This window comes from Paenibacillus sp. GCM10028914 (genome assembly GCF_042666275.1).
GTDB lineage: Bacteria > Bacillota > Bacilli > Paenibacillales > Paenibacillaceae > Paenibacillus_AQ.
In genome coordinates this window covers 35,754-62,222 of record NZ_JBHTFO010000019.1, presented here as the reverse complement: position 1 = coordinate 62,222, position 26,469 = coordinate 35,754, and the positions used below count along the sequence as shown (strand labels likewise).

Sequence of the window (26,469 nt, the reverse complement as noted above, 5' to 3'; positions counted from 1 at the left end):
TTCCAGCGCCGATGGTACTTGGACCGAAGGGTCCCGGGAGAGTAGGACGTCGCCAAGCGAACAACCGGAAAGACCACTATCGAGCAATCGATAGTGGTTTTTTTGTTCATCGATAGAAAAAATATCACTAATTTTAAATGGATGTTTTCATTTTTTGTGGGGAATATATAAAGAATGTCCATCCAGAGTAGACGAATTCCCTTGTACAGAGCCATTTTACGAACCATAATAAAGCAACTATTCTTTCCTTGACAGCCTATAGGGGCTTTGCTAAGATGGCAATAATATATTTTTGAAAACAATTATGAAAATGCCGTCAAATCCAGCTTTGACAATATTCTGTAGTCCGCAGGAAGGCGACAAAAAGGAGGAATAACCCACGTGTGGGAAGATAAGTTTAGTAAGGAAGGCTTTACTTTTGACGATGTTTTGTTGGTTCCTAGAAAATCGGTGGTTCTTCCAAAAGAAGTGGATGTATCAACGAGATTAAGCGAGCATGTGAAACTGAATATTCCATTGATGAGTGCGGGTATGGATACAGTTACAGAAGCTCCTTTAGCAATTGCTATTGCTAGAGAAGGTGGAATCGGCATTATTCATAAAAATATGAGTTTAGAGCAGCAAGCTGAGGAAGTGGATCGTGTTAAACGTTCTGAAAGTGGTGTAATTACGAATCCATTCTTCTTAAAGGCTGATAATTTAGTATCCGATGCAGAGAGTGTAATGTCCAAATTCCGGATCTCAGGTGTTCCGATTGTGGACGAGCAGAATAAACTGATCGGTATTCTGACGAACCGTGATTTGCGTTTTGTACATGATTACAGCATTGCGATCAGTGAAGTTATGACTAGTGAAAACTTGGTAACTGCACCTGTAGGAACGACACTTGAAGAGGCTGAGACGATTTTGCAAAAACACAAAATTGAAAAGCTTCCGCTTGTGGATGAAAACAATGTTCTTAAAGGACTTATTACCATTAAAGATATCGAAAAGGCAATTAAGTTCCCGAATGCGGCAAAAGACGCTCAAGGTCGTCTACTCGTAGGTGCAGCTATCGGCATCTCAAAAGATACATTTGATCGTGCTGCAGCGTTGGTGAAGGCTGGCGTTGACCTCATCGTAGTCGATTCCGCACACGGCCACCATATCAATATTATCGATGCTGTACGCAAATTGCGTGAACAATATCCAGACTTAACTATTGTAGCTGGTAACGTTGCTACAGGCGATGCTACAAGAGATCTTATTGAAGCAGGAGCATCTGCTGTTAAGGTTGGTATCGGTCCAGGATCGATCTGTACCACTCGTGTTATTGCTGGTATCGGTGTACCACAAGTTACAGCTATCTATGATTGTGCTAACGTAGCACGGGAATATAACATTCCAATTATCGCTGACGGTGGTATTAAACACTCCGGTGAAATCACCAAGGCGATTGCAGCAGGCGCAAGTGCTGTTATGCTTGGCAGCATGTTTGCAGGAACCGAGGAAAGCCCTGGCGAAGCTGAAATTTACCAAGGTCGTCGCTTTAAGGCATACCGTGGTATGGGTTCCCTCGCTGCAATGAAACAAGGCAGCAAGGACCGCTACTTCCAGGATGATGACAAGAAGCTCGTACCGGAAGGTATTGAAGGCCGCGTTGCTTATAAGGGTCCTTTGGCTGATACCATCCACCAGCTGATTGGCGGATTGCGCTCAGGTATGGGCTATTGTGGTACGGCAAACCTGAAGGAACTTGCAACAGATACTCATTTTATCCGAATTTCTGGTGCAGGTCTTCGTGAAAGTCATCCACATGACATTCAAATCACGAAAGAAGCACCAAACTATTCCCTATAAAACATCTTTTAAAAAAGACAAGCGGTTGAAATGTAACCGGCTTGTCTTTTTTTGATAACACCCCTGTGATAGAATAGAACAAGCAAACGACTTATGAGTTTAGAGGGGAGTTATTTCATTTGAAATTCAAGTTAGTTAAGAATAAAAAACGTCCTATTGTACAAAGAACTATAGCATCGGTCATGCTTATGAATATATTATGTCTTTCTGCAGTTCCTGCAGCGATGGCACTTGCTGAACCAGTTCAGGTAGCTACTGCCGATCAGCAAACAACAACAACTACAGATGCAAAGTCTAAGACGACTACTAAAGCAGATAAGGTCCCAACAATGGATACACTTGGTTTGCAAGTGAATTCCGCTGTTCTGATGGAGCCTACAACTGGGCAAGTCTTACTTGCTCTTAATGCTGATAACGCACTTCCACCTGCTAGTATGACAAAAATGATGACAGAGTACATCGTACAGCATGAAATTAAGCAAGGGAATTTGAGCTGGGATACCGTAGTAACAGTACGAGAAAATGCAGCTAGCAGCGGTGGATCTAGGATTTTCCTTGCTGAAGGTGATCAGCATACAGTAGAGGAGTTGTACATAGCTATGGCCGTAGGATCAGCGAATGACGCTACGGTAGCTTTAGCGGAACATATTGCAGGCTCTGAAGAAGAATTCGTAAAGATCATGAATGAGAATGCGAAGCGAATGGGTATGAAAACAGCTCACTTTATTAACTCTACCGGATTGCCTCGTTCTTTAATGCCAGAGAAATACAGACCGGAGTCTGAGGAAGAAACAGTTATGTCTGCAATGGATACAGCAAAACTGGTCAAATTCATTGTAGAGGAACATCCGGAGTTTTCTAAATACACGACAATTCAATCCTATAAATTCCGTGAGCGTGATAAAGATCCGATTGTTAACTTAAACTGGATGCTTGAAGCGAATAAGGACGTGACTAACTTCAAGTCTTTTGCATATGAAGGCCTGGATGGTATGAAAACAGGCTTTACTGAGGAAGCGAAGAATACTTTCGCAGGTACAGCAGAGCGTGACGGCATGCGCCTGATCAGCGTTGTTATGGGTGCTGAAACGAAAGCTTCGCGTTTTACAGAGACTCGTAAACTCTTAGACTATGGTTTTAATAACTTTGAGATCAAGAAGGTTGTGGAAGCTAACACCTTAGTTGAAGGCTTTGAGACCGTTGAAGTGAAAAAAGGGAAAGAAACAAAAGTTAAGCTGGTTACGAATAAGGACGTTAGCTTTATGTTGCCAAAGGGATCGGATGGCAGCAATGTGAAGTTTGAGGTTAACCTTGATAATACGACCCTAACAGCTCCTGTAAAAAAAGGAACAAAGGTAGGGACTGTAACTTATTCATATGAAGTAGAAGGAATGAAGAATGTTCAAAAGGCTACCGTGGACCTCGTAACCTATGAGGATACAGAGAAAGCTGGCTGGTTTAAGCTATTTCTACGTGCGATTCAGCAATTTTTCGTAGATTTATTCGAATCAATTAAGAATCTTTTCTAATCCAGTTTAAATTCCGAGTAAACGGGTTGTCTATTTGTTTCCCGTGGGGTAGAATTACAAGTTAGATTGATAGTTTGTATGTATAAACAAGTTAATTCAGACAATTTCGGGAGGCTAGGGGACATGGAAACGGGAACAGCTACTGTAAAAAGAGGTATGGCAGAAATGCAAAAGGGTGGCGTCATTATGGACGTCATGAACGCAGAACAGGCAAAAATTGCTGAGGCAGCTGGGGCTACAGCAGTTATGGCGCTTGAAAGAGTACCTTCTGATATCCGTGCGGCAGGTGGAGTTGCCCGTATGGCAGATCCAACTATCGTTGAAGAAGTAATGAAGGTCGTATCTATTCCAGTTATGGCTAAAGCTCGTATCGGTCACTATGTAGAAGCTAAAGTCTTGGAATCGCTTGGTGTAGACTATCTGGATGAGAGTGAAGTTCTCACACCAGCTGATGAAGTATTCCATATCGACAAGTGGGGTTTCACTGTACCTTTCGTCTGTGGTGCCAAGGATCTGGGTGAAGCACTCCGTCGTATTGGCGAAGGTGCATCTATGATCCGTACGAAAGGCGAGCCAGGAACAGGAAATATTGTTGAAGCTGTTCGTCATATGCGTCTTATTAACAGTCAAATCCGTAAAGTACAGAACATGTCCAAGGATGAGCTGTTTGCAGAAGCTAAGAACCTTGGTGTATCCTATGAGCTCCTGAAAGGTGTACAAGTAGATGGTAAGCTTCCGGTCGTTAACTTCGCGGCAGGCGGCGTAGCAACCCCTGCGGATGCAGCACTCATGATGCATTTAGGTGCAGACGGTGTGTTTGTGGGATCCGGTATTTTTAAATCGGACAATCCTGAGAAATTCGCTCGCGCAATTGTGGAAGCTACCACTCATTTTGATGATTATAAATTGATTGCTGAAGTATCTAAGAACTTGGGTGCTCCAATGAAAGGCATCGAAATTTCCAAGCTATCCCCATCCGAGCGCATGTCGGACCGCGGCTGGTAAGAGAGAAGGATCAGCATGAGAATTGGAGTACTGGCACTTCAAGGTGCGGTTGCGGAACACATTCGCAGCATCAACTCGGCTGGCGCGGAAGGTGTCTCGATTAAACGGGTAGAGCAACTGGAGACGATTGATGGATTGATCATTCCGGGCGGTGAGAGCACGACAATCGGTAAGCTGATGCGCAAGTATGGCTTTATTGATGCTATTCGTGAATTCGCAGCGAGCGGCAAACCTTTATTCGGTACATGCGCCGGTCTCATCGTTATGGCGAAAGAAATAAATACCGGGGAAGAAGCACACTTGGGGCTGATGGATATCAGGGTTGCACGTAACGCCTTTGGACGTCAGCGTGAGAGCTTCGAGACCGAGCTTAGGGTTAAGGGCATTGAGGAGCCGATTAGAGCAGTATTTATCCGGGCTCCGCTGATCTTGGAAGTCGGTGAAGGTGTAGACGTTCTATCGACTTATAATGAAGAGATCGTAACTGCACGGCAGGGGAACTTGCTTGCTGCATCATATCATCCAGAGCTGACCGATGATTACCAGCTTCATCAGTATTTTGTTGAGATGGTGAAAGAAGCAGCTTTGGCGAGAAAACTGTAAATTCAGTTTGAGAAAAAGCATCTTGACTCTTTTTTAAGGGTCAAGTTTGTTTTTTTCTCGATTTTTCAATAAAATATAAAGAATGAAGATGGATCTAGTCACACCGATGGATGTTTTACTTAGGAGGGTTTCCTGTGTTAGACGTAAAAATATTGCGCAGTGAGTACGGTCGTGTTGAAGAAGCATTGAAAAACCGTGGAAAATCGCTTGATTTAATTGCGGACTTTCCCAAGCTTGATGCACGTCGGCGTGAGCTGCTGCAGGAGAGCGAAAGCCTAAAGAACCGACGCAATACAGTGTCGGCCGAAGTGGCTAAGCTGAAAAAAAATCGTGAGAATGCCGATGATCTGATCTTGGAAATGAGAGAAGTTTCAGACAAGATTAAAGGTATGGATGAAGAAGTGAGAGAGCTGGAGAGTCAGATTTCCGAGCTCACTTTGGCGATTCCGAATATTCCTCACGAGAGTGTACCCGTTGGGGCTTCAGAAGAAGAAAACGTGGAGCTTCGCCGCTGGTCAGAACCAAGAAAGTTTGATTTCGAGCCAAAAGCACACTGGGATATTGCACAATCTCTCGATATTCTAGATTTTGAAGCTGGTGCTAAAGTAACGGGATCACGGTTTACTTTCTATAAAGGGCTTGGTGCTCGTCTTGAGCGTGCGCTGATTAACTTTATGATGGATCTTCACAGTGAGCACGGTTATGAGGAAATGCTGCCTCCTTACATCGTTAACCGGGACAGCCTGTATGGTACAGGTCAGCTTCCTAAGTTTGAAGAGGACCTCTTTAAACTGAGCGATTCTGATTATTATCTGATCCCTACAGCAGAGGTTCCAGTGACGAACTATCACCGGGAGGAAATTTTGAATTCAGAGGATCTTCCGAAGAACTATGTAGCTTACAGCTCATGCTTCCGTTCAGAGGCTGGTGCTGCAGGACGCGACACACGTGGTCTTATTCGTCAGCATCAGTTCAATAAGGTAGAAATGGTGAAGATTGTTCACCCAGACTCCTCGTTTGATGAATTGGAGAAAATGACTGCTGATGCTGAGCGCGTACTTCAGCTCTTAAATCTCCCTTATCGTGTTCTTGTGCTGTGCACAGGTGATATGGGCTTTGGTTCCACGAAAACATACGATCTGGAAGTTTGGCTTCCTGAGAGCGGTGTATATCGTGAAATATCCTCATGTTCAAATATAGGTGATTTCCAAGCTCGCCGCGCTAATATCCGCTATCGTCCTGAACCGAAAGCGAAGCCAGAGTTTGTTCACACCTTGAATGGTTCTGGGCTTGCTGTAGGCAGAACTGTAGCAGCGATTCTGGAGAACTATCAGCAGGCTGATGGCAGTGTTATCATTCCTGAAGTACTCCGCCCTTACATGAGAAATGTAAGTGTAATCGAACCTAAAAAATAACTTGCTAATACAGTTTGTCTTGTGGTACAATAACTAATGCACGCGATGATTGTTATTGTTTTACCACCTGGAGAGGTACCGAAGCGGTCATAACGGGGCGGTCTTGAAAACCGTTAGGGGGCAACTCCACATGGGTTCGAATCCCATCCTCTCCGCCATACATAAACACACAAACCGTTTTCCGATAAGGAAGACGGTTTTTTTGTTGTAGTAATGCTCGTTTTTTTATGCGATTTCAATGCATTTATTGTAAAGAATAAAAAGAAACACATCTCCACATTTTAAAGACAAGGGGAGGTGTGATACATGAACTCAGAGCTAAATATTGACCAGGAAACGCTGGTTAACGCGTGGCAGGAGCGTTTACCGGAAGTGCTTAAACCTGGTGATCATGCCGAAGTAGCTGCTGATATGGCAAATCCTCAAGCGGTTCGAATCCACATCGATGCTGCAGGAAGACAGGAATATTCCTTCGACTTTCAATGTCGTTACGTGGATTCAAGGGAAGTTGAGGTAAAGCTTGTAGACGTGGAACGAGCAGGTGTTGTTATTGATGAACGCAATGAGAATATACAAGGTATGGCTGGGGACTATACCCGCCATATTCATGAATGTGCTCAGGCGCTTCAGCAAATAACGAATCCTTAGTCTATCCTGTGGATTGACCCAAGTACTTCTAGTACTGAGCGTAGGGTGATGATTGGATGATGAAATGGAGGGGTGGAAGTTATGAGTAAGCCAAAATCGATTCCGGTCCCAGAGGCTCAAGAACCGCAAAGAAGGCGAAAAAATAACGGAAACGGCGGAGTGCAAGAGCCAATGACCGGCTCGCACCGTGCGAAGATTCATAAGCAATCGGGGAATTATAACCCTGAGGGATAGTGGTCTTATTTGTACAGAGGTTTATTTTGATGATAGGCTTCCCGACTTTATGCTCGGGAGCCTTTTTGCTGTTTTTTGAGAGGGTTTATAGACTGTTTGCAAATAAATGAAACATAAGCTTCATGATTGGCGTATTAAAGAACCATAAAACGCTTAAAGGGCCCTAGCGTTTTATGTTCAATAACTAATCATATACGAGCTTTGAAAAGAAAAGGAAAATAAAGAAAAAAATATTGAAAATATTCCAAAAAGTGTTTCTCATTTGGTGGAAATGGTATATGATTAGGAGGTCTTGTTATTTTTTATGGTAATTGAGGGGAGAGAAATTGTAATGAACAAGAAGTTTGCGGCTGTCATGCTTTCACTGATGTTGGTGTTGACAGTAGTATTATCAGGATGCGCAAAGAAGCAAGAACCTAAAGAGGCTATGAGCACTGCTGCTAAGAACGCTATGACTATGTCATCTTATGAAATGAAGAGCAGCATCGTAATTGAAGATCTCCAGGTTAAAATGGCAGCTGCTGAGGGCGATCCTACCGTTGATCAAGCGCTCACGATGTTAAAAAACGCTGAGTTTACCGTGACTGGTATCCACCAAGCAGAGCCAGAGCAGCAAACAGAAATGCAAATGGGTATCAATCTGAAGGGCGACATGGCAATGACCCTCAATATTGATATGGTCATGACTAAAGAGAAAATTTATGTGAAGATTCCAAGTATCCCAATGTTCCCATTGCCTGACAACATTGTAGGTAAGTATCTGGTGTTGGATATGAAAGAACTGGCTGAACAAGCTGGCGAAACATTCAATCCAGAAAGCCTTGATACTGAGAAATCTCAAAAGTTCGTAACTGAAGTAACGGATGCTTTGCTTGCTGAGTATGATCAAGCGAAATACTTCAAGCAAGTTGAAACCAAGGATGCTAAGCTTCCTGAAGGTGTAGATGCGAAACAAGTGGTACAATTTTATGTAACTAATGATACTCTTAAAGAAGCATTAGAGATTTTGGTAAATAAAGTAGCTCCGAAAATCGTCGATATCGCAGGTAAGGATGAATACCGTGATATGCTCGGTCTGACGAAAGAAGATATTGAAGAAGCTAAGAGTATGATGAGCAGCCAAGATCAAGAAGAATTTAAGGCAGATCTGGATGAAGTTCAGAAGAACCTGAAGATTAACACATTCAACATTAACACTGCAATCAATAAAAATGATTTCCCGGTTTACCAGGATGTCGTTATGAATCTTGACTTTAACTATCCAGAGACACAGGAATCCGTAAAACTTGCTGTAAAAGGAAGCACTCAGTACAGCAAAATTAATGAGAAGCAAACATTTAAAATTGGAATTCCTAGCGATGCTGACGTGATTACATTGGAGGAAGCTGGCGAAGCTTTCGGTCAAATGGGCATTGAGTAATCCAATTTAATAGGTAATAACAATAAACCCAGCCATATTTCTTGGCTGGGTTTATTGTTATTGCAGTGAAGTTAACATTCGTTTGCTATGAAGTTGCGTCGGAATCATTATTTTCCACGTAGCCGCCGAAAGAACTGAGTTAGTAGAGCTGCGCACTCTTCCTGGAGAATACCTTCGACGACATCCGTGCGATGGTTAAAACGGGATTCCTGTAGGAGATTCATGAGTGTCCCTGCGCAGCCTGCCTTGGGGTCTAACGTGCCGTAAATGAGCTGAGGCACTCTCGATTGGACAATGGCTCCTGCACACATAGGGCACGGCTCCAGGGTCACATACAGACGGCAGTCCAATAGGCGCCATGCACCAAGGTGACGACTAGCCTCACGGATCGCGACCATCTCAGCATGTGCGGTAGCATCAAAGGTTGTTTCACGTAGATTATGGCCTCTGCCGATAATTTCATTATTGTGGACAACGACAGCACCAATGGGAACTTCTCCGAGCTCCTCAGCTTTTTGTGCCTCAGCAATAGCTTCGCGCATCCAATATTCATGTTCGCGATTATGATTATCCACAACTTGCGGTTCGTTCATATCCAAACTCAAACCATAATCTCCTTTCAAATGGGACTAAAGTAGCGGTTATACAACGAACGTCCATTCGTTTGTTAACATGATGTGTACATTTATGTGGATAAATAAAAAGTTATACACAGACTTATGCACATAATCCACAGAAAACATGTGTATTTGTTAGCAAGCTGTGGACATTTCTGTGAAAAACGGACTACTTTTTCTTTTATTGTAGAGAAAGAACGGATCAATATCAACGATCGTACTCGTATAAGTGTCCTGGTTAAAAGAAAGAGTCAAGTACCTTTTCAATTCATCTGCCGCACGTTATCATAAAATATGACAGGCTATGCCAAATTGTTGCCTGAAGTGTCGAAAGGTGTAGATGCCTTTGTCTATAAAAACAAAATTATCATTGATCATGTCCATATCGGTACTCTTTATCTTACTTCTGAATATTGCACTTAACTTTTATACAACGCAGGAAAACTTAAGGCAGGATAGTGAGACCAAGATGACCGTGGCTGCAACTCAGATTGCAATTACCGTAGAGCAAACGGAATACAGTTTTAAATATGTGGATACGATTTTCAGTGATTTATTGTGGGTTGCTGCGGTAAATGCCGCTAAATCCCTTGATTCAGATTATAGAAATATCACCAATGAAGAACTTGTGGGGCTCAGCCAAGAGCTTGGCGTTGACCATATATCTTTGTTAATTGAGTTGGATGATGATATTGTTGTTGCTCGCTCTACAGAGGCTGAGGAAATTGGTTTATCTACACGAACTTGGGGATATTGGTATACGGCTTTTCAGGAACTGTTCAAATATAAAGAGGTTCGTTCGGTTCGTGAAGGGCAGAGAGAGGAGAATTTTTGGTCAGGACCCTTCGATTCCTCTACGGCTAGGCCGGAGTTTATTGATAAATGGGGATATTATTATGACGGTAAACGAAATTATATTATTGATCCCTATATTCGTAGTACTAGCATCAAGGATTTTGTTAAAATTACGAGTCCCGATGTCGTTGTCGAAAAGACCATTCAATCGAATCCTCACATTTTAGAAGTTACAGGCATTAATCCCGTCACATTCGGCAACATTTATATGAGACAGGATGGATCGGATCTCATTCATAGTAAATTGGGGAATCGACCCATTAGATTCGGTTCTTATAACTATGGAAGCTTGAAAGAAGATAAGCAGGCAGTCCAAAAGTCGATTTCTACAGGTGAGAATGTAGTTTTTGTTAGTACGATCAATGGAAAAAAAGTAATGAAAAGTTTTATACCTATTGTCATTGAAAATAAGCCTCCTTATGCCATCAGTGTTGTTATGGATTATGAGGGTGTATCTTCTGTATTGCGCGAGCAGATGATTAGCTTAGTGGCTATTTCACTTGTATTGTTGGAAATTGTCATATTAGGTAGTTATATTGTTGCAGGCTATTTTACTAGGCCAATTCAGGCTATACTGAGAACGGTAAATGATGTAGCTGATGGAAACTTCCAACCCCGGTTGGAAATAACGAGCCGTGATGAACTGGGACAATTGTCTGGCAGGATTAATGCAATGACTCGGAACTTGGGGCATTATACAAGTCAACTGAAACAAATGGTGGATGAAAATCAGTCCGTCAAAGAGTATCTGGAATCTATTATTAATCAGACAGCAGATGCTATTCATACAACGGATATGGATGGTACCGTTACTAGTGTGAACAAGGCGTTTGAACAGTTATACGGATGGAAAAGTCACGAGGTATTGGGGCGAAAGCTTGATATGATCCCTCTTGAGATTCAGCAAGAAGAGAATGAAAGACGTAAACGCCTATTGGCAGGAGAGCGGCTTGCATCTGTTGAGACGATCCGGCTATGTAAAGATGGCAATTTGATTGAGGTTAGTATTAGCACCTCTCCGATTCTAGATGAGGAGGGTAACATTACCTCAATGGTGAGTGTTTCCCGTGATGTGACGGAACGAAATCGGATGGAAGAACTGCTGCGGCGATCGGAGAAGCTAACGACGGTTGGGCAGCTCGCTGCTGGAGTAGCTCATGAGATTCGTAATCCCTTAACCACACTTAGAGGTTTTCTGCAGCTACAGCAACAGACTCACAAAGTGAAACCGGACCATATCAGCTTGATGCTGTCGGAACTGGATCGGATTAACCTTATTGTGAGTGAATTTCTCATCTTAGCCAAGCCACAGGCTGTACAATTTCTGAATAGGGATCTGCGACTCATTATGAATGATGTCATCTCACTGCTGGATAGCCAGGCGCATTTATATGGTATCGAGTTCAGGTTGTATGATAAAACAGAGAATAAGGCATGGGTTCATTGTGAAGAAAACCAGCTGAAACAGGTATTTATCAATGTACTTAAAAATGCGGTGGAGGCGATGCCGGATGGCGGATATGTTACGATTGAGATTAGTAGGCCGCAACCGGATCAGATTGCTGTAAAAATTATTGATAAGGGAAAAGGAATTCCTGAAGAGTTAATGGCGCATGTTGGAGAACCTTTTATTACGAATAAAGAAGCAGGAACAGGGTTAGGATTAATGGTCAGTCAGCGTATTATACAAGGTCATCAAGGCATATTTGAGATTGAAAGTGAAGAGGGCAAAGGCACGACAGTGACTATTTTGCTGCCATCAGCTGAAAAGTAGTCGAGTATAAAACCTAAATATGAGTATAAATGGAGAGGATGTCATCTTGAGAATTAATAAGTTCATCAGTGAGACAGGCTTTTGTTCCCGTAGGGAGGCTGACAAGCTTGTAGAGAGCGGCCAAGTAACGATTAATGGGGTAAAAGCTGTTCTGGGAAGTCAAGCAGAAGAAGGTGATGACGTTCGTGTAAATGGACGTCAGCTCGGCGAGAAGAAGAGCAAGCATGTATATATCGCTCTGAACAAACCAGTCGGGATCACTAGCACAACCGAAAGCCATATCAAGGGAAACATTGTAGATTTTGTTGGTCATCAAGAGCGTATTTTCCCCATTGGGCGATTGGATAAAGACTCCGAAGGATTGATTTTGCTCACGAATGATGGGGATATTGTCAATAAAATACTCCGTTCTGAGGGCAGACATGAAAAAGAGTATATTGTTACAGTAGATCGACCGATTACAGAAGCTTTTATTAGAGGCATGTCTAGTGGAGTGAAGATACTTGGTGAAATGACACTTCCGTGTACAATCACACGGATGTCGGAGCGGGTGTTCCGTATTATACTAACAGAGGGGAAAAATCGCCAGATCCGGCGTATGTGCAGTGCCTTTGGCTATGAGGTGCGTAAACTGCAGCGCATTAGAATTATGAACATACGCTTAGGGAGCCAGAAAATTGGAGCCTGGCGAGACCTTACAGATCAGGAGAAGCAGGAATTAGGCAAGCTATTAAATTACACATTGACCTAAAATGATAAACAACCGGATCTCAGGATGTTTGCCTGAGGGCCGGTTGTTTTTGAGTGAGCATTATTCATCATTTTTACTATTGGTTACACTAGTATACGTATTACTATCCTGATATTTGCGAATAATAGATACTTCAACACGTCTGTTCTTGGCTTTACCGGCTGTTGTATCGTTGGTTGCAATCGGGCGATACTCTCCATAGCCGGTTGACATAAACCGTTTGGGATCAAGCGATTCATTAAGCAGAAGAATTTTCATGAACTGGAGCGCTCGATCTGAGCTTAGATCCCAGTTGGAAGGGTACTTAGTGCTGTTCATCGGAACATCATCTGTATGACCGGATACAATAACATCGTAGTCTGGAAATTGATGAAGCAGATTCGATATTTCTTTGGCCAGCATGCGTGCTTCTGGCTTCACAACAGCCTCACCTGGTGCAAACAAGGCGTTATCTCGAATTGTAATCATGAGCTGGGAATGATTGAGTTTGGTGCTTAATTCCGTGGTTAAGCCGTTCTTTTTAATATAAGTGTCCAGCTGTTTTTTTAGTTTTTCTAAATCTTCTTGTTCCTGTTTCATAAGCTGTTCGCGCTTCTTATCGGCTTTCGGAGCAGGAATGCTGTTGGGGGCTTTGTTATCCCCTTTATCAGCCGGATCATCACTCGGTTCAGTCTTGCTGTAATCAAGAACTCCGACTCCGCCGTTTAAGACAACGTTAAAAGCTTCGCTCATCTCTTGAAATTTCTTAGCATCCGTGGCGCTCATCGCGTAGAGAACCAGGAATAATGCTAGCAAAAGCGTAAGTAGATCTGCGTATGGAAGGAGCCAAGATTCGTCAGCATGCTCCTCATGGGGCTCGTGTCTAGTCTTTTTGCTCACTAGAACCAGCCTCCCTCTCGTTCATTTTGAGACGCTCAGATGGAGTTAGGAAAACGGATAACTTCTGGCTGATGGCGATCGTTGAAACACCGGATTGAATGGACAGAAGCCCTTCAACCATCATCAGACGAATCTCCATTTCACGTTTAGACAAACGTTTAAGCTTATTAGCAATCGGGTGACAGATAACATAACCAGTAAAAATACCAAGCAGCGTTGCAATAAAGGCTGCACCTATGGCATGAGCAAGTACTGTCATGTCCGACATATCAGCCAAGGCTGCAATCAAACCGATAACCGCGCCTAATACCCCTAGAGAAGGTGCATACATACCGGCTTGGGCAAAGATAAGGGCACCGCCGCGATGACGTTCTTCTGTAGCATTAATGTCTTCCATTAGCACATCGCTCACAAATTCCTGCTCATTACCGTCAATGATCATACGCATTCCGTTGCGTAGAAAGGCATCATCGATTTCCTCGACTTTTGACTCGAGTGCTAACAATCCTTCACGGCGGGTTATGGAAGCATACTCCATGAAGAGGGTGATCAGATCGGTTTTATCCAATAACTTTTGCTTCACGAAGATCATCTTGACGAGTTTGGGAATCTTTTTAAGTTCCGCCATTGGAAACCCAATAAACAGTGTAGCTGTGGTGCCGCCGAGTATAATAAGATAAGCAGCGGGATTAACTAAAGCAGTAATGGACGCACCCTTTAAAACCATTCCGACCAGTACTGACACAAGACCGAGCACTAAACCTATAATCGTTGAAATTTCCATAATACACCTCATCCATGAGAAATAATAACGAATCCATTCGTTTTGCCGCCCCTTTGGAAGGTAAGCATTGTGCAAATGAGCGCATTAACCTATTTATCGTCAGGTTAACCTTTTTTTTTTAGCTGTAATTTCCGGTATAATAAGAGTAAGCGAATCAAGAAGGTATGAAGTAACAGAAAGGAGTGAGATCGATGGGTGTGAAGCACGGGCGTGATTACGGGGATATTTTGAATGATTTAACGAAGGCGGTCGGACGAATTCCGGACAGTTATGTTTTTTTTGAGATGGATTCTGAAGATTGGATTAACCTTAACGACAAGGATAAAAATGAGGTTCACGAGGCTTTGGCAGAAGATTTATTCTACGCGCTGGGGACCGAACCTGTCATTTCGGTAGGTAGTGGCGTTGTCATGCATGATCATGCCAATTATCGAATACATATTCTTATTGGAGAAGAAGAGCTGGCATTTGTAGCTCTCGTTTAGGTCTGTTATGAGCCCGAGTTAAGAATAGATGAATAATAAGACCCGCATTAGTGTGGGCAGTTTGCTGGGGAGGAAGATAAGATGCTGTATACGCAGCAGGAAGTTGAAACACATCTTGAACAGCTTGAGGGTTGGGAACTGGAACAAGGACGCTGGATTATACGGAAGTATACTTTTCCTGCATTTATGAAAGGTATTGCTTTCGTTGATGAAGTAGCGGCAATATCGGAAGCGTTTGGACACCATCCTTATATCACGATTGATTACAAAACCGTGACACTGCGCCTGACTTCTTGGGATGATGGCGGGATTACGGCTGTTGATATTAAAGAAGCCCAGCAGTTTAACGAGGTATACGAGAAGAGTCGTTCCAAGGACAACCAAGAGTAATAATTGTATAAAAAAGACGCTTGGACAGGATCGGCCTGTTCAAGCGTCTTTTGGTTGAGGGTTATAAAGATTATTATTTCTTCTCAGCTAAGTAAAGAGCAAGGTTTGCAATTTCTTCGGGCTTTAATTGATCTTTAAAAGCAGGCATACCGCCGCTACGACCCTTCGTGATTACGCTAAATAATCCTTCTGCGTCCATATGGTCGCCTACTTGATTGAGAGCTGGCCCTGCTCCGCCTTGGAGCTGGTCACCGTGACAAGTAATACAGCTGGCTTTCAAAGTAGCTTCAGCCGCCGCAGCGTCTAATGTAACTTCAGGCATCGTTGGTTTAGCTTCTTCTGCTACTTGTTCTTTGCCTGGAAGCGTAAACATTAGCACGAGGGCCAACGTACATGCGACGAAGAACAATCCGCTCATAATCCATTTTTGCATCGTCATATCGTCCCTTCTTATGTATACTGCTATTGCTACTATTATAAACGAACATATAAGCACATCATAGCAGTTGTGACAAAAAAAGCAACAAAACTACCGATTTAATATGGAAAATTACACAAAATTGTGCTATTTTTCATAGTCGAATTCTTGTTGTTAGATGATTATTTGATCCGTTGCAGGTGTATAGACCATACAGTGAAATAAAGCCATCCCCTCCGGCGTCATCCGTTCATACGTATCTGTAATGTGGAATCCGGCTCGTTGATAGGTGCGGATAGCCCGTTCATTCCAGGTTAAGACCTCTAGGTCGATCTCATCCATTGGCCGTCTAAGCCTTGCCTCATCAACTATACATTTTACGAACCGTTTACCCATTCCAAGTCCGCACCAATCCGGACGCATGCCAAGACCAATCCTCGTAACGCCCTCGATCGGAAACAGCTGGGCAAAGCCCCACATTCGCTGCTCTTCATCTAATATAGATATATATTGCTGCTCGCGAATCTCTGGATCGCCAAATTCGATACCTAGGCCCTTCATCTGCTCCCAAGGCAGCCAGCCATAAATATTATATGGGGCTGGGTAGTTCCAGGTACAAATGTCTGCTGCCTGATCTACTGTCAGGGGAGCAGCGTATAAACGTTCTGGTTGATTCATATTTAATCTCCTTCTTAATTCGGATAAAGCGGGATTATACAACTCTCCAATTATGATCACAAGTAGCTTCAATTACGCTGCGCTGATCAATATACTCGGTTACGATGTCAGCCATGTCGATATTAATCTGCTTCACAACAGGCTTACCCTTGTACATCTCATAATCGCCTCCACCACTGGCACGGTAATTATTCATCACAACATCATATTCCTGATTATCCTCTATAGGCTGGCCGTGATAAGAAAGATGGCGGACTCTGTCACCTGCGGGTCTAGCGATATGAAGCTCGTATTGTATGCCCTCCCACATATCGTAATTATAATGCTGTGGTTTGGGCTTAATGTAGGCTGGATTTACGACTAACTCCCCATCTGTATCATATTGAAAGTAGTTGGAAGTTTGTTCTAGCGCTTGTCGAATATCTTGTCCTGTCAGCCTTAGGACCGTTAATGTATTAGGATAAATGAAGCTCGAAAGAATATCTCTGCGTGTGATCACAGATCCGAAACCTGTACATTCATTGCTAAGCAATGCTGCTGTTGAGATATCTACCCCAGCTGCTGCCATCTGCACTTTATTCATGAATTCTATAAAGGGGTGATCAGCCTTGCGGCATTCAGCCGCGCTTGCGATCGATAAGTCTCCGTTTGTCGTTCCTACGGGTTCGTCCAGCCAAGCCTGTGTCTCTGATTCGATGGTGCTGCTTAACTCGATTATTTTTGCATCATTAGCTATTTCTTTGTGAGTTGAAATTAGCTCGGCTTCCTTTCTATGAATCCTCCAACGTTCATTTTCTTTTTTGAATGTAATGGTTAGTTTGCCAAGTGCTTGGCCATTACAACCGGGTTGAATAATTGTAACGCCGTTTAACTCGCCAGTTATGGAGCGATGCTGGTGTCCGGTAATCAGCACATCTAGACCCTCCACCTCAGTGCACATGGCATAGGCCTGATTTTCCCCCGTTAATCTCTCTACAGCTTCACCGCTTATCAGATCGCGCTCGAACCCGCCGTGATAACTAACAACAAGCAGATCGGGCTGCTCTTCAGCCTGTATATAGCTGCACCAATTCTTCACAGACTCCAGTGCATCAATAAATTCAAGCCCTTGAATATGGGCGGGATTTTCCCAGTGGGGAATATAGTGTGTTGTCACACCTAGAATAGCAATTTTAATCTCATTTTGAATCCATTTTATAATATAGGGCTTACCAAAGGCAGGTTTTTTTAACGTACTATCCATGATCCCAGCAGATAGCCAGGGAAAATTTGAATCCTTGATAGCATTCATTAGGAATTCCCGACCGAAGTTAAACTCATGATTCCCGATTACTGCAGCGTCGTATTTCAATTCATTCAGTGCAGCAATACCCGGATTGATATGATGACGATGATGGGCAGCAGCGTAATAGGCCAGAGGTGTGCCTTGAATTAAATCACCATTATCGATAAGAAGCAGATCAGGAGAATGCTGTCTTTCCTGTTTAATAAGGCTGGCAATTGCAGCTAAACTTTCGTGCTTGGCTTCACCCGTACGGTAATCAACCGGGTTGAGATGACCATGCAGATCACTTGTCGTTAAAATGCTGCAGGTGATTATATCGTTATGATTCATAGTTAAACCCCTCCTGAAAGATACGCTCGGATTTCATTCTATCAAATAAATTGGAATATATTAGACGAAAGTAAAAATTTTACACATGGTTGACGATTCCATAACATTCCATTAATAAAAGAAAATTATAGTTTAGAAGTATCAAAAATAGATAATCAAAGTGGAGGTCTTTAGGGTGGGGAAAATGAGTAGATTTATATTTCCGTTATTGATGACAATTACATTGCTGAGTGGCTGTGGTTCGAGTAACGCTAACAGTGCAGATCCGGGATCGACGGATACTCCAAAGGAACCGAAGGAAACATCTGCTCCCGTAGCAGAGGGTTATGTGCCAGAGAAGTTGACTGTTCAATTTGTACCTTCCCAAAATGCAGATACGCTCGAAGCCAAAGCAAAGCCGCTTGAAAAATTGCTAGGTGATAAATTAGGCATCCCTGTAGAAGTAAGTGTCTCCACTGATTACAATACCGTGATTGAGGCTATGGCATCCAAAAAAGTAGATATAGGCTTTCTTCCTCCAACTGCTTATGTGCTAGCAAAAGAAAAGGGAGCGGCCGAAGTTATTCTCCAAGCTCAGCGTTTTGGAGTGGATGATGAAACGGGTGCACCGACAGATGAACTAGCTGATTTTTATAAATCTTTGATCATTGTCAAGAAAGACGCGGACATCAAAACCGTTGCAGATTTGAAAGGGAAAAGAATTGCTTATCAGAACGTAACGTCCTCTGCAGGCTTTGTATGGCCGGCGGCAACACTGATGGCTGAGGGGCTTGATCCACTGAAGGATGTTCAGGCCATCACAGTTAAAGGGCATGATCAAGGCGTGCTCGCAGTATTGAATGGGGATGTCGATGCAGCAGCAATTTTCCAAGATGCACGTAATACGGTAATCAAGGATTATCCGAAGGTATTTGAGGAGACTCGTGTGCTGGCATTCACAGATAAAATTCCTAACGATACGATCGCAGCCCGCTCTGACATGAATAAGGAGTGGACAGAGAAAATTCAACAAGCGTTCATTGATATTGCTGCGGATGCAGAAGGACATGAAATTATTAAAGATATTTACTCCCATGAAGGTTATGTGAAATCGCAGGATAGTAACTTTGATGTTGTTCGTGAATATAACGAGACTGTAAAAACGGAGTAGTTTGGGCCGCCTTCAGGATGCAGCCTTTAATGATGTAAAGAAGGTTTGAGGATAGCCAGCTTCGGGCCCGCCCCGGACTGGCTTTCTCTTTTATACGAAAACACATAAAGGAATGATTTCATGATAGAGATTCATGGTGTATCCAAAATGTATGCGAATGGGACAAAAGGGTTGAATGGTATCAATCTAACGATTCCTGCTGGAGAATTTGTAGCTATCGTTGGACTATCCGGAGCTGGGAAATCGACTTTGCTCCGTTCGATCAACCGTCTTCATGATATTTCAGAGGGAGATATCCTTATTGGTGGGCAGTCGATTACAAAAGCTAAGGGAAGGAATCTGCGGATGATCCGAAGGGATATCGGGATGATCTTTCAGAGCTTTAATCTGGTCAAGCGAACAACGGTGCTTCGGAATGTCCTTGCTGGGAGGGTTGGTTATCATTCTACACTGCGGACGATGATGGGACGATTCCCTCAAAGGGACATCGAGTTAGCTTTCGAATCACTAGACCGGGTTAATATTGTCGAGAAAGCATACACGCGTGCGGATCAATTATCAGGAGGACAGCAGCAGCGGGTGGCTATTGCCCGTGTACTTGCACAGGAGGCACGGGTCATTCTTGCAGATGAACCTGTTGCTTCACTCGATCCGTTAACGACTAAGCAGGTGATGGATGATTTGAAGAAGATCAATGTGGATCTCGGCATAACAACTATTGTAAATTTGCATTTTATCGATCTGGCTCGGGAGTATGCAACACGAATTATTGGGCTTCGGGCTGGTGAAGTTGTATTTGATGGCCCTGTATCAGAAGCAACGGATGAGAAATTCGCAGAAATTTACGGGAGGCCCATTCATCAAGATGAGCTGCTCGGTGATCCTGTTTCCGGAGAGCTATCCGTATGAATATCAATGTGAATGTGAATGCAGAGAAGGCCTATCCGAAACCACCGAAGAAGATAAAGCACTATTTTACAGTGTTGATTGTAGGCGTACTATTGTGGCGAAGTGCTGTAATAACGGATTCGTCCTTAGGAGAATTGTTCTCAGGTATGCCCAATATGGTGGACTTGCTTAAAGAAATGGTTCCTCCGAACTGGAGCTATGTAGACAATATTATGGATGCCATGCTGGAGACGATCCGGATGGCCCTTGTTGGTACAACTTTAGGGGCGATTCTTGCAGTGCCGGTTGCGCTACTGTGTGCCAATAATATTACGCAAAGCCGATGGCTGCACTATCCTGTCCGGATGGTCTTAAACTTGATTCGAACGATTCCTGATCTGTTGCTTGCTTCAATATTTGTAGCAATCTTTGGTCTCGGGGCGCTTCCTGGTATTTTTGCGTTAACTGTATTTTCACTTGGGCTCATAGCCAAGCTTACCTATGAGTCGGTGGAGACTATAGAGAAGGGGCCGCTCGAAGCAATGACCTCGGTTGGTGCGAGTAAAGTTCAGAGGATTTTTTTTGGAGTGGTTCCGCAGGTGCAATCTCACTTCATGTCATATGTGCTGTATGCGTTTGAAATTAATGTTCGTGCAGCGGCAGTGCTGGGGCTCGTAGGTGCGGGCGGGATAGGCCATTATTATGAAGTGACGCTTGGTTTTCTGGAATATGATAAGACTTGTACGATTATTTTGTTCACATTAGTTGTGGTGTTGATTATTGATTATGTGAGCACTAAGCTTCGGGAGAAATTAATATGATTAGATCATCATGGAGTACGATTGTTCCTAAGCCAAGGAAAAACCCTTTTAGATGGCTGATTTATGCGGCGCTCGTAGTGCTCTACATTTGGGCATTCTCAGGAGTACCATTCAACGGATTCAAAGAAACTGCAGGAATTATTACGAAAGCGATCTTTGCCGGAATTTTCTCTCCTGATTGGGACTTTGTATATTTACCGGAGGGGGAAGATTTACTGCGGGGGCTGCTAGAAACATTAGCGATTTCGATCTTGGGTACGTTTATCTCGACCTTTCTCTGTATTCCCTTTGCTTTCTGGGCTGCGGTTAACATGAGCAAGGGAACAATCACCTCTGGTTCAGGCAAGCTGATACTCAGTTTTATTCGGACTTTTCCTGAAATCATTATGGCGCTACTATTCATCAAAGCTGTGGGACCAGGCTCTTTTGCAGGAGTGTTAGCGCTTGGACTGCATTCTGTGGGTATGCTCGGTAAATTGTTTGCTGATGAGATTGAGAGTATCGACAAGGGCCCACTTGAAGCTCTTGTTTCTTCAGGGGCTAGCCGGATGCAGGTATTATGGTTTGCTGTATTGCCTCAAGTGTTGCCAGGCTTTCTATCTTACACCTTGTACAGGTTCGAAATAAATGTCCGGTCGGCAACGATCTTGGGGGTTATCGGTGCGGGAGGTATTGGTACACCACTCATCTTTGCCTTAACATCACGGAACTGGGATCGCGTAGGCATTATATTACTTGGCATCATTGTTATGATTACCATTATAGATCTCATTTCAAGTACAATACGTAAAAAGCTGGTTTAATTCAAAAAGCGCCCCATAGAATGACACTGGATTTGCCCTGAGCTCATCCAGTGTTTATTCTATGGGGCGCTTATATTTTACAGATATATTATAGGCTATTATTCATCTGCCGCATGTGTTTCGTAAGCGGAGTCGCTCATAATTCGTTTGGCACCAACATAACGTTCGGCATAATAGCTGTCACTCAGGCGATTAGTAACGACACCTCGGGAAGTGGAAGAGTGAGCAAATTTTCCATCACCAATGTAGATGCCTACATGAGATACACCACGACCAGAAGTATTAAAAAAGACGAGATCCCCCGAACGAAGGTTATCGCGGGTTACGACAGTTCCCATCTCAAATTGAGATCCTGATTGATGGGGGAGCTTAATTCCTAAAGCGGAGAATACATACATGGTAAATCCAGAGCAATCGAAGCCGCTCGTTGTTGTTCCACCATAGCTGTACTTCGTCCCGAGAACCTGATCAATCTCCTGATCCAGTTTACTGTCAGCAAAAACACTGCCCAGACCTGCTGTTAGGAAGATTGTAAGTCCTAAAAAGGATGTACTTAACTTCTTTAGCATTAATAACTCCTTCCATTGCCTGCGAGGTTAGCTTTAGGGTTCGGTTGAAGGCTCCCTATGATCCTTAAGTGCAAGATCAATTCACCCATAAAATTGGTTCCCCCGCTTCCTATTGATCGGAATTCGGCACATATTCTATGTATAAAAGCCCTTACAAAAATGACAAAGTGATTACACTGATTATTCTATCAGAGGGCTTGTCCCGTTGGCAATTGTTTCTTGCTGTCTTTTGTACAACTTTGGTGGTTATCTTTGTCGATGTGGTGTCGGTAACTTAAATAAAATTCATATAGGTGTTTAACCGTTCAAAAAAAGGGGTAATTTACCAGTAGGAGTGGTTTTAAATTAAATAAATAAAATTTTTTTTATAAACTTAAGAACTTTTTCAACGCTTCATACGTTATAGAAGTATAAAGAAAAAGCCGCGATGGAGATGTGGTGATCTCAATCGGGCTTTATATAGACGTAATAATATGATTAGTTATAGTTCACAGCGACAGCTTTGTATTTGCTAGAGCTCATGACTCGCTTAGCACCTACATAACGCTTGGCGAAGTAGCTGGAATTAAGCGCAGTGATGGTAACACCACGGGATGTCGAAGAGTGTGCAAACTTACCTCCGCCTATATAAATTCCTACATGAGAGACGCCTCTACCGGACGTATTAAAGAATACAAGATCGCCTGCCTTTAATTTACTCTTGGCTACAGCGGTTCCTACTTTATACTGGGAAGTTGATGTACGAGGCAAAGTAAGCCCGATCTTCTTAAACACATAGCTTGTGAATCCAGAGCAATCGAATCCTTTGGTCGTGGTTCCACCCATTTTATAAGAGACACCAATGACTGGTTTGATTGCGTTATTAAGCTTGGAATCCGCGAAAGCGCTTCCGGCACTTAATGTAAGAGCGAGAGTTAGGCCGATTGAAATGGCAGTTAACTTTTTTTTCAAGAGATGAGCTCCTTCCAATGCCTGCGAGGTTAGCTTAAGGGTTCAGCTGAAGGTTAGCCTATGACCACTCTGTTGCGAGATCAATGCACCCAAGACGGATCCCCCGCTTCCCGTTAACCGGGAATTCGGCTTCTTTTGGTGTTACAAATTATAAATAATAATGTTCGATTGTTAATCCATATGAAAAAGTTACAGTAAAGATGACAAAGTTGTTACTATCACATTCGTTATTTTAGCAGAGTATTAACAATTTGGCAAACGAGGAAATAAAATTTATGAACAAAAAATCCCATTCCTAGTTAAGGAGCGGGATTTTTTGTGGGAAGAATGGGGAAAGCACACTATATATGCCGATTTCATCGATATGTGAACATTTTTCAACGGTTCTCTCTATGTGTATGCCATACGTGAAATTGAGAGGTAACAGACCATAGCTGGAACAAACTGTTTACGAAATAGCTTGCTTGCTGTATGACTAGTCCAGCCAGACCAGACCAGAAGAAAGATAAACCACTGAACAGTAGAAGCAGTGCCATTGCTATTCCACCAATTGTTATCGAGATTAGTACAGCTTTGCGGATATGACGCAGACAGACCATTATAGCAGGTACCATACCTGTGCCAGATGTTTTGCCAAACTGTATATAGAGAAGGAATAGATGAATTAGATACGCGTATATGAGCCAGCCAACGATGTAGGGAGCTAGCTTAAGCAAGGTAGAAGGGTCCCGAATGACGGCCGGCAGAGCTGGAAGCATTTTGGGTACCAGCCAGTACGCCGGTGCAAAGGTTAGAAAGGTCTCTATGACATAAAATAAGGTTACAGGTTTCCATAACTGACGCATGCCCTGGAAGAAGAAAAGTCCGCGCTCACCTCTTGCCTCTTGATGGAGATTATAAAATATACCTGCATGAATGAGGGGAGTCAGTATCATCCGAATAAGAAGCATGCCGATGAGAATCCAGGCATAGGTATGAACGTCATTGCTCTGTGATAATGCCATTTCCCCTTCATAAAAATAAAGCAGTTTACTAAGCTCACTGGGAGCAGGGTCCGGATATCGCATTAGAAGTGGGACAACGGCTGATTTCACAATCCGGTAAAGGCAATATCCCCACAGCAGTCTGTACAGAAATAGAAGAATAATAACATAGAATTGATCTTTAACACTGACCCAGCCTTTGCCTGTATAGCTTTTCATGTTCTCCCCCCTTACCATGACAGGCTGCCGAACAGTGTCTCTACCAGCTTGGTGATGCTCAGGTTCCAGCGCGTGACAGCTTTCGGTTCCATTCCCGCCTTCATATAGTTATTGATATGTTTGTTCTCCAGCACGATCGTGTATTTCGGATCTACCATGGCCCAGAGTAGCGGGGAGCGGTGCTCGATTTTATACTCCGTTTTACCGTTCTTGCCATCCCAAACCTTATCTACGGTTTTACCGTCCTCAAATGCGAAGGAGATCGGAATGTTAGTGACGAAACCACCCTTGCTCACGATCGTTACTATGGTTTCATATGCAGGATCGTCTTGTGTGCCTGTATTTTTGGTCTTGATTTGCTCTATTGCGACATCAGCCATTTTGTTTCCGTATACGTATTCGTCAAAGTATGGCTTCCATGATTGTTTAGTCAATTGCTCCACAACTTGTTGAAAATCTTGGGTGGTTGGGTGTTTGAAATGGTATTTTTTTGCATAGGTCATCATGATTTTGTCCATGGTCTGCGAGCCGACAAGACGTTCAATATCCTGTAGCACGAGCTTGCCGCGGGTGTAGACATTTAAAGCATATTTCTCGTGAGAACCATATTTCCAAGATTCTAGTTGAAGTGATTCCGGCGAAGTAATGGCTGCTGCTTGGGCCGCGGTGTTGGAGGTTACTCCATACTCCTGCTCCATAACCCGTTCCTCTGCATAGGAGGTAAATGCTTCGTCAAGCCAGGCCTCCTCAAACTCATTACTCGCAATCATGCCGTAAAAATATTGATGACCGATTTCATGGATAACGGTGCGCTCCAGTTCATACCCTGGTGAATCGTCTTTGGCCCCAAAAGCCGTTACAAGCGTAGGATACTCCATACCGCCGGCGCCGTTCCCGGCATGAGGGGGCACGACGATGGATAATGTCGAATACGGATAAGATCCATACCATTTACTATAGGAGGATAAGGCTGCCTTCGCGGCGTCAAAATACCGATCCTTCAAATCCTTATGTACCGGGTCTAGATAAAGCTTGATTCGGACGCCAGGTACACCTGGAGCAGAGAAAGCTTCCTCAGCTACGACAAAATCTGGTGAGGCTGACCAGGCGAAGTCATGTACATCATCTGCGTAGAATTGATACATCTTTTCACCATTTGCTTTAACAGCTGGCTTCGTTGGAAAACCAGTCGCGGCAACAATATAATTGTCCGGTACTCGAATGCGGACACTGTAAATGCCGAAATCCGAATAAAATTCTGAGTTTCCGTGGTATTGGTGAAGGTTCCAGCCTTCATCCTGACGTCCTCGTACCCCTGCAGGCTCGTATACACTGATCTTGGGAAACCATTGTCCCGCCATCACAAAGTCACCCGCCGTACCCATACGAGCGAAGATTTTAGGCATTTCTACTTCAAACTCCATGGTCAGCGTAATTTTTTCGCCACCTTTAACTGGCTTGGGCAGACGCAGTTTCACTAAACTTCGGTCTTTGGTGTTACCATCGTCAGGCTGCACATATTGAAGCCGGTGAAGCAATGACAATCCCTCCGCCGTCTTGATTCCAGAAATCTTCATCGAGCCAAATCCATCCTCAGGCATGGGGTCTGTTCGGAGTCTGCCACCCGATTCTTTCATAAAGGTTGTCTCTTTGGAGGCAAAAGCGTTGGGATAAAGATGAAAGTACAGCTCGGTTACGGCTTTTTTTCCGGGGTGAGTCCAGGTAAGGGTTTGTTTGCCCTTTAATTTGTTCTCGTCTGGTTCTAACCTGACATCCATGTGGTATTCAACCAGTCTGTTGCTTAATGCTGGAGCAGGCATATCGTACTGAGCTTTAGGTGGAGAGAGGGGGGCCTTCTCCGTTGCTACAGGCTTGCCCGATTCCGGGGCGAAAATAGGTGCAGAAACACGAGTACCCTGCAGGAATAAAATCATGGATCCGCCTAGGAGACCGAGGGCGAGCAGGGATGAAAGAAAGACTTTAGCACGTGGTGGGACCATATCGAACAACCTCCCGTTGACAAGCATCTACAGCATGTATATGTTTGCTTTTGGAGGATTATTAGTTAAAATAAAATATATTGGACTGGTTATCTAAATCAGCGAAACGGAGGGTCTCTTCCGTTCATATATTAGGAGGCGTGCCT

Annotated in this window: 26 protein-coding genes, 1 tRNA gene and 2 riboswitches; of the genes, 17 read left to right on the top strand and 10 right to left on the bottom strand. The window is 43.5% G+C overall.

The window, feature by feature from the left end; genetic code table 11:
* The first annotated feature begins 381 nt into the window (after nt 1-381).
* The 9 genes from guaB to ACFQV5_RS25185 all read left to right on the top strand — a co-directional run bounded on the left by guaB (nt 382) and on the right by ACFQV5_RS25185 (nt 8,693).
* The gene (gene guaB / locus ACFQV5_RS25225; protein WP_379251287.1) at nt 382-1,839 is read left to right on the top strand and encodes an IMP dehydrogenase; all 1,458 of its coding nucleotides are present in this window, start codon (nt 382-384) and stop codon (nt 1,837-1,839) included.
* Nucleotides 1,840-1,958: 119 nt separating this feature from the next.
* Complete coding sequence (locus ACFQV5_RS25220; protein ID WP_379251285.1) at nt 1,959-3,368, top strand: D-alanyl-D-alanine carboxypeptidase family protein; 1,410 nt, start codon at nt 1,959-1,961, stop codon at nt 3,366-3,368.
* Nucleotides 3,369-3,491: 123 nt separating this feature from the next.
* Nucleotides 3,492-4,373, top strand: a complete 882-nt coding sequence (pdxS, locus tag ACFQV5_RS25215) for a pyridoxal 5'-phosphate synthase lyase subunit PdxS (RefSeq protein WP_379251283.1) — start codon at nt 3,492-3,494, stop codon at nt 4,371-4,373.
* 15 nt (nt 4,374-4,388) lie between these two features.
* Nucleotides 4,389-4,976 carry a pyridoxal 5'-phosphate synthase glutaminase subunit PdxT gene (gene pdxT, locus ACFQV5_RS25210; protein ID WP_379251281.1) on the top strand — a complete coding sequence of 196 codons (588 nt, stop codon included), beginning with the start codon at nt 4,389-4,391 and terminating at the stop codon, nt 4,974-4,976.
* 134 nt (nt 4,977-5,110) lie between these two features.
* Entirely contained in the window at nt 5,111-6,391 is a 1,281-nt protein-coding gene (serS, locus tag ACFQV5_RS25205) for a serine--tRNA ligase (RefSeq protein ID WP_379251279.1), read from the top strand.
* A 69-nt stretch (nt 6,392-6,460) separates the two neighbouring features.
* Nucleotides 6,461-6,549 (top strand) — tRNA-Ser (locus ACFQV5_RS25200).
* Nucleotides 6,550-6,697: 148 nt separating this feature from the next.
* Nucleotides 6,698-7,039 carry a hypothetical protein gene (locus tag ACFQV5_RS25195; protein WP_379251278.1) on the top strand — a complete coding sequence of 114 codons (342 nt, stop codon included), beginning with the start codon at nt 6,698-6,700 and terminating at the stop codon, nt 7,037-7,039.
* 81 nt (nt 7,040-7,120) lie between these two features.
* Entirely contained in the window at nt 7,121-7,273 is a 153-nt protein-coding gene (locus ACFQV5_RS25190; protein ID WP_379251276.1) for a small acid-soluble spore protein P, read from the top strand.
* Nucleotides 7,274-7,604: 331 nt separating this feature from the next.
* Nucleotides 7,605-8,693, top strand: a complete 1,089-nt coding sequence (locus tag ACFQV5_RS25185) for a DUF6612 family protein (protein WP_379251274.1) — start codon at nt 7,605-7,607, stop codon at nt 8,691-8,693.
* Nucleotides 8,694-8,800: 107 nt separating this feature from the next.
* Here ACFQV5_RS25185 and tadA read toward each other — a convergent pair whose 3' ends face one another.
* Complete coding sequence (gene tadA / locus ACFQV5_RS25180; protein WP_379251294.1) at nt 8,801-9,286, bottom strand: tRNA adenosine(34) deaminase TadA; 486 nt, start codon at nt 9,284-9,286, stop codon at nt 8,801-8,803.
* A 364-nt stretch (nt 9,287-9,650) separates the two neighbouring features.
* On the opposite strand from tadA, the gene ACFQV5_RS25175 reads away from it, so the two are divergent.
* Together ACFQV5_RS25175 and rluF are read left to right on the top strand one after the other, a co-directional pair.
* The gene (locus ACFQV5_RS25175; RefSeq protein WP_379251272.1) at nt 9,651-11,939 is read left to right on the top strand and encodes an ATP-binding protein; all 2,289 of its coding nucleotides are present in this window, start codon (nt 9,651-9,653) and stop codon (nt 11,937-11,939) included.
* A 46-nt stretch (nt 11,940-11,985) separates the two neighbouring features.
* Nucleotides 11,986-12,690 (top strand): 23S rRNA pseudouridine(2604) synthase RluF, encoded by a 705-nt coding sequence (gene rluF / locus ACFQV5_RS25170; RefSeq protein WP_379251270.1) that lies wholly within the window; start codon nt 11,986-11,988, stop codon nt 12,688-12,690.
* Between the two features lie 60 nt (nt 12,691-12,750).
* Here the strand turns inward: rluF and motB are convergent, their stop codons facing one another.
* Nucleotides 12,751-13,569: a flagellar motor protein MotB gene (motB, locus tag ACFQV5_RS25165; RefSeq protein ID WP_379251268.1), complete on the bottom strand. Its 819-nt coding sequence runs from the start codon at nt 13,567-13,569 to the stop codon at nt 12,751-12,753.
* Complete coding sequence (gene motA, locus ACFQV5_RS25160) at nt 13,553-14,353, bottom strand: flagellar motor stator protein MotA (protein WP_379251266.1); 801 nt, start codon at nt 14,351-14,353, stop codon at nt 13,553-13,555. The genes motB and motA overlap by 17 nt, the downstream gene beginning before the upstream one ends.
* 191 nt (nt 14,354-14,544) lie before the next feature.
* On the opposite strand from motA, the gene ACFQV5_RS25155 reads away from it, so the two are divergent.
* On the top strand, nt 14,545-14,838 hold the full coding sequence (locus ACFQV5_RS25155; RefSeq protein WP_379251264.1) for a hypothetical protein: 294 nt from the start codon (nt 14,545-14,547) through the stop codon (nt 14,836-14,838).
* An 81-nt stretch (nt 14,839-14,919) separates the two neighbouring features.
* Nucleotides 14,920-15,228 carry a 4a-hydroxytetrahydrobiopterin dehydratase gene (locus ACFQV5_RS25150; RefSeq protein ID WP_379251262.1) on the top strand — a complete coding sequence of 103 codons (309 nt, stop codon included), beginning with the start codon at nt 14,920-14,922 and terminating at the stop codon, nt 15,226-15,228.
* Nucleotides 15,229-15,301: 73 nt separating this feature from the next.
* Here the strand turns inward: ACFQV5_RS25150 and ACFQV5_RS25145 are convergent, their stop codons facing one another.
* The 3 genes from ACFQV5_RS25145 to ACFQV5_RS25135 form a co-directional block, all read right to left on the bottom strand.
* Nucleotides 15,302-15,661 carry a c-type cytochrome gene (locus ACFQV5_RS25145; protein WP_379251292.1) on the bottom strand — a complete coding sequence of 120 codons (360 nt, stop codon included), beginning with the start codon at nt 15,659-15,661 and terminating at the stop codon, nt 15,302-15,304.
* Nucleotides 15,662-15,820: 159 nt separating this feature from the next.
* Nucleotides 15,821-16,324 (bottom strand): GNAT family N-acetyltransferase, encoded by a 504-nt coding sequence (locus ACFQV5_RS25140; RefSeq protein ID WP_379251260.1) that lies wholly within the window; start codon nt 16,322-16,324, stop codon nt 15,821-15,823.
* A gap of 34 nt (nt 16,325-16,358) precedes the next feature.
* The gene (locus ACFQV5_RS25135; RefSeq protein WP_379251258.1) at nt 16,359-17,939 is read right to left on the bottom strand and encodes a bifunctional metallophosphatase/5'-nucleotidase; all 1,581 of its coding nucleotides are present in this window, start codon (nt 17,937-17,939) and stop codon (nt 16,359-16,361) included.
* Between the two features lie 175 nt (nt 17,940-18,114).
* On the opposite strand from ACFQV5_RS25135, the gene ACFQV5_RS25130 reads away from it, so the two are divergent.
* From ACFQV5_RS25130 to phnE (ACFQV5_RS25115), 4 genes are all read left to right on the top strand, one after another.
* Nucleotides 18,115-19,089 carry a phosphate/phosphite/phosphonate ABC transporter substrate-binding protein gene (locus tag ACFQV5_RS25130; protein ID WP_379251256.1) on the top strand — a complete coding sequence of 325 codons (975 nt, stop codon included), beginning with the start codon at nt 18,115-18,117 and terminating at the stop codon, nt 19,087-19,089.
* 120 nt (nt 19,090-19,209) lie between these two features.
* Nucleotides 19,210-19,998, top strand: a complete 789-nt coding sequence (gene phnC / locus ACFQV5_RS25125; RefSeq protein WP_379251254.1) for a phosphonate ABC transporter ATP-binding protein — start codon at nt 19,210-19,212, stop codon at nt 19,996-19,998.
* Nucleotides 19,995-20,798, top strand: a complete 804-nt coding sequence (gene phnE / locus ACFQV5_RS25120) for a phosphonate ABC transporter, permease protein PhnE (RefSeq protein WP_379251252.1) — start codon at nt 19,995-19,997, stop codon at nt 20,796-20,798. The genes phnC and phnE (ACFQV5_RS25120) overlap by 4 nt, the downstream gene beginning before the upstream one ends.
* On the top strand, nt 20,795-21,601 hold the full coding sequence (gene phnE, locus ACFQV5_RS25115) for a phosphonate ABC transporter, permease protein PhnE (RefSeq protein WP_379251250.1): 807 nt from the start codon (nt 20,795-20,797) through the stop codon (nt 21,599-21,601). The genes phnE (ACFQV5_RS25120) and phnE (ACFQV5_RS25115) overlap by 4 nt, the downstream gene beginning before the upstream one ends.
* A gap of 98 nt (nt 21,602-21,699) precedes the next feature.
* Here phnE (ACFQV5_RS25115) and ACFQV5_RS25110 read toward each other — a convergent pair whose 3' ends face one another.
* The 4 genes from ACFQV5_RS25110 to ACFQV5_RS25095 all read right to left on the bottom strand — a co-directional run bounded on the left by ACFQV5_RS25110 (nt 21,700) and on the right by ACFQV5_RS25095 (nt 26,323).
* On the bottom strand, nt 21,700-22,170 hold the full coding sequence (locus ACFQV5_RS25110; protein ID WP_379251248.1) for a C40 family peptidase: 471 nt from the start codon (nt 22,168-22,170) through the stop codon (nt 21,700-21,702).
* 1 nt (nt 22,171) lies between these two features.
* Nucleotides 22,172-22,309, bottom strand: a riboswitch (cyclic di-AMP (ydaO/yuaA leader).
* Between the two features lie 338 nt (nt 22,310-22,647).
* On the bottom strand, nt 22,648-23,121 hold the full coding sequence (locus tag ACFQV5_RS25105; protein ID WP_379251246.1) for a C40 family peptidase: 474 nt from the start codon (nt 23,119-23,121) through the stop codon (nt 22,648-22,650).
* Nucleotides 23,122-23,124: 3 nt separating this feature from the next.
* Nucleotides 23,125-23,262, bottom strand: a riboswitch (cyclic di-AMP (ydaO/yuaA leader).
* A 236-nt stretch (nt 23,263-23,498) separates the two neighbouring features.
* Complete coding sequence (locus ACFQV5_RS25100) at nt 23,499-24,323, bottom strand: hypothetical protein (RefSeq protein WP_379251245.1); 825 nt, start codon at nt 24,321-24,323, stop codon at nt 23,499-23,501.
* Nucleotides 24,324-24,334: 11 nt separating this feature from the next.
* The gene (locus tag ACFQV5_RS25095) at nt 24,335-26,323 is read right to left on the bottom strand and encodes a M1 family metallopeptidase (RefSeq protein ID WP_379251243.1); all 1,989 of its coding nucleotides are present in this window, start codon (nt 26,321-26,323) and stop codon (nt 24,335-24,337) included.
* Nucleotides 26,324-26,469: the final 146 nt, after the last annotated feature.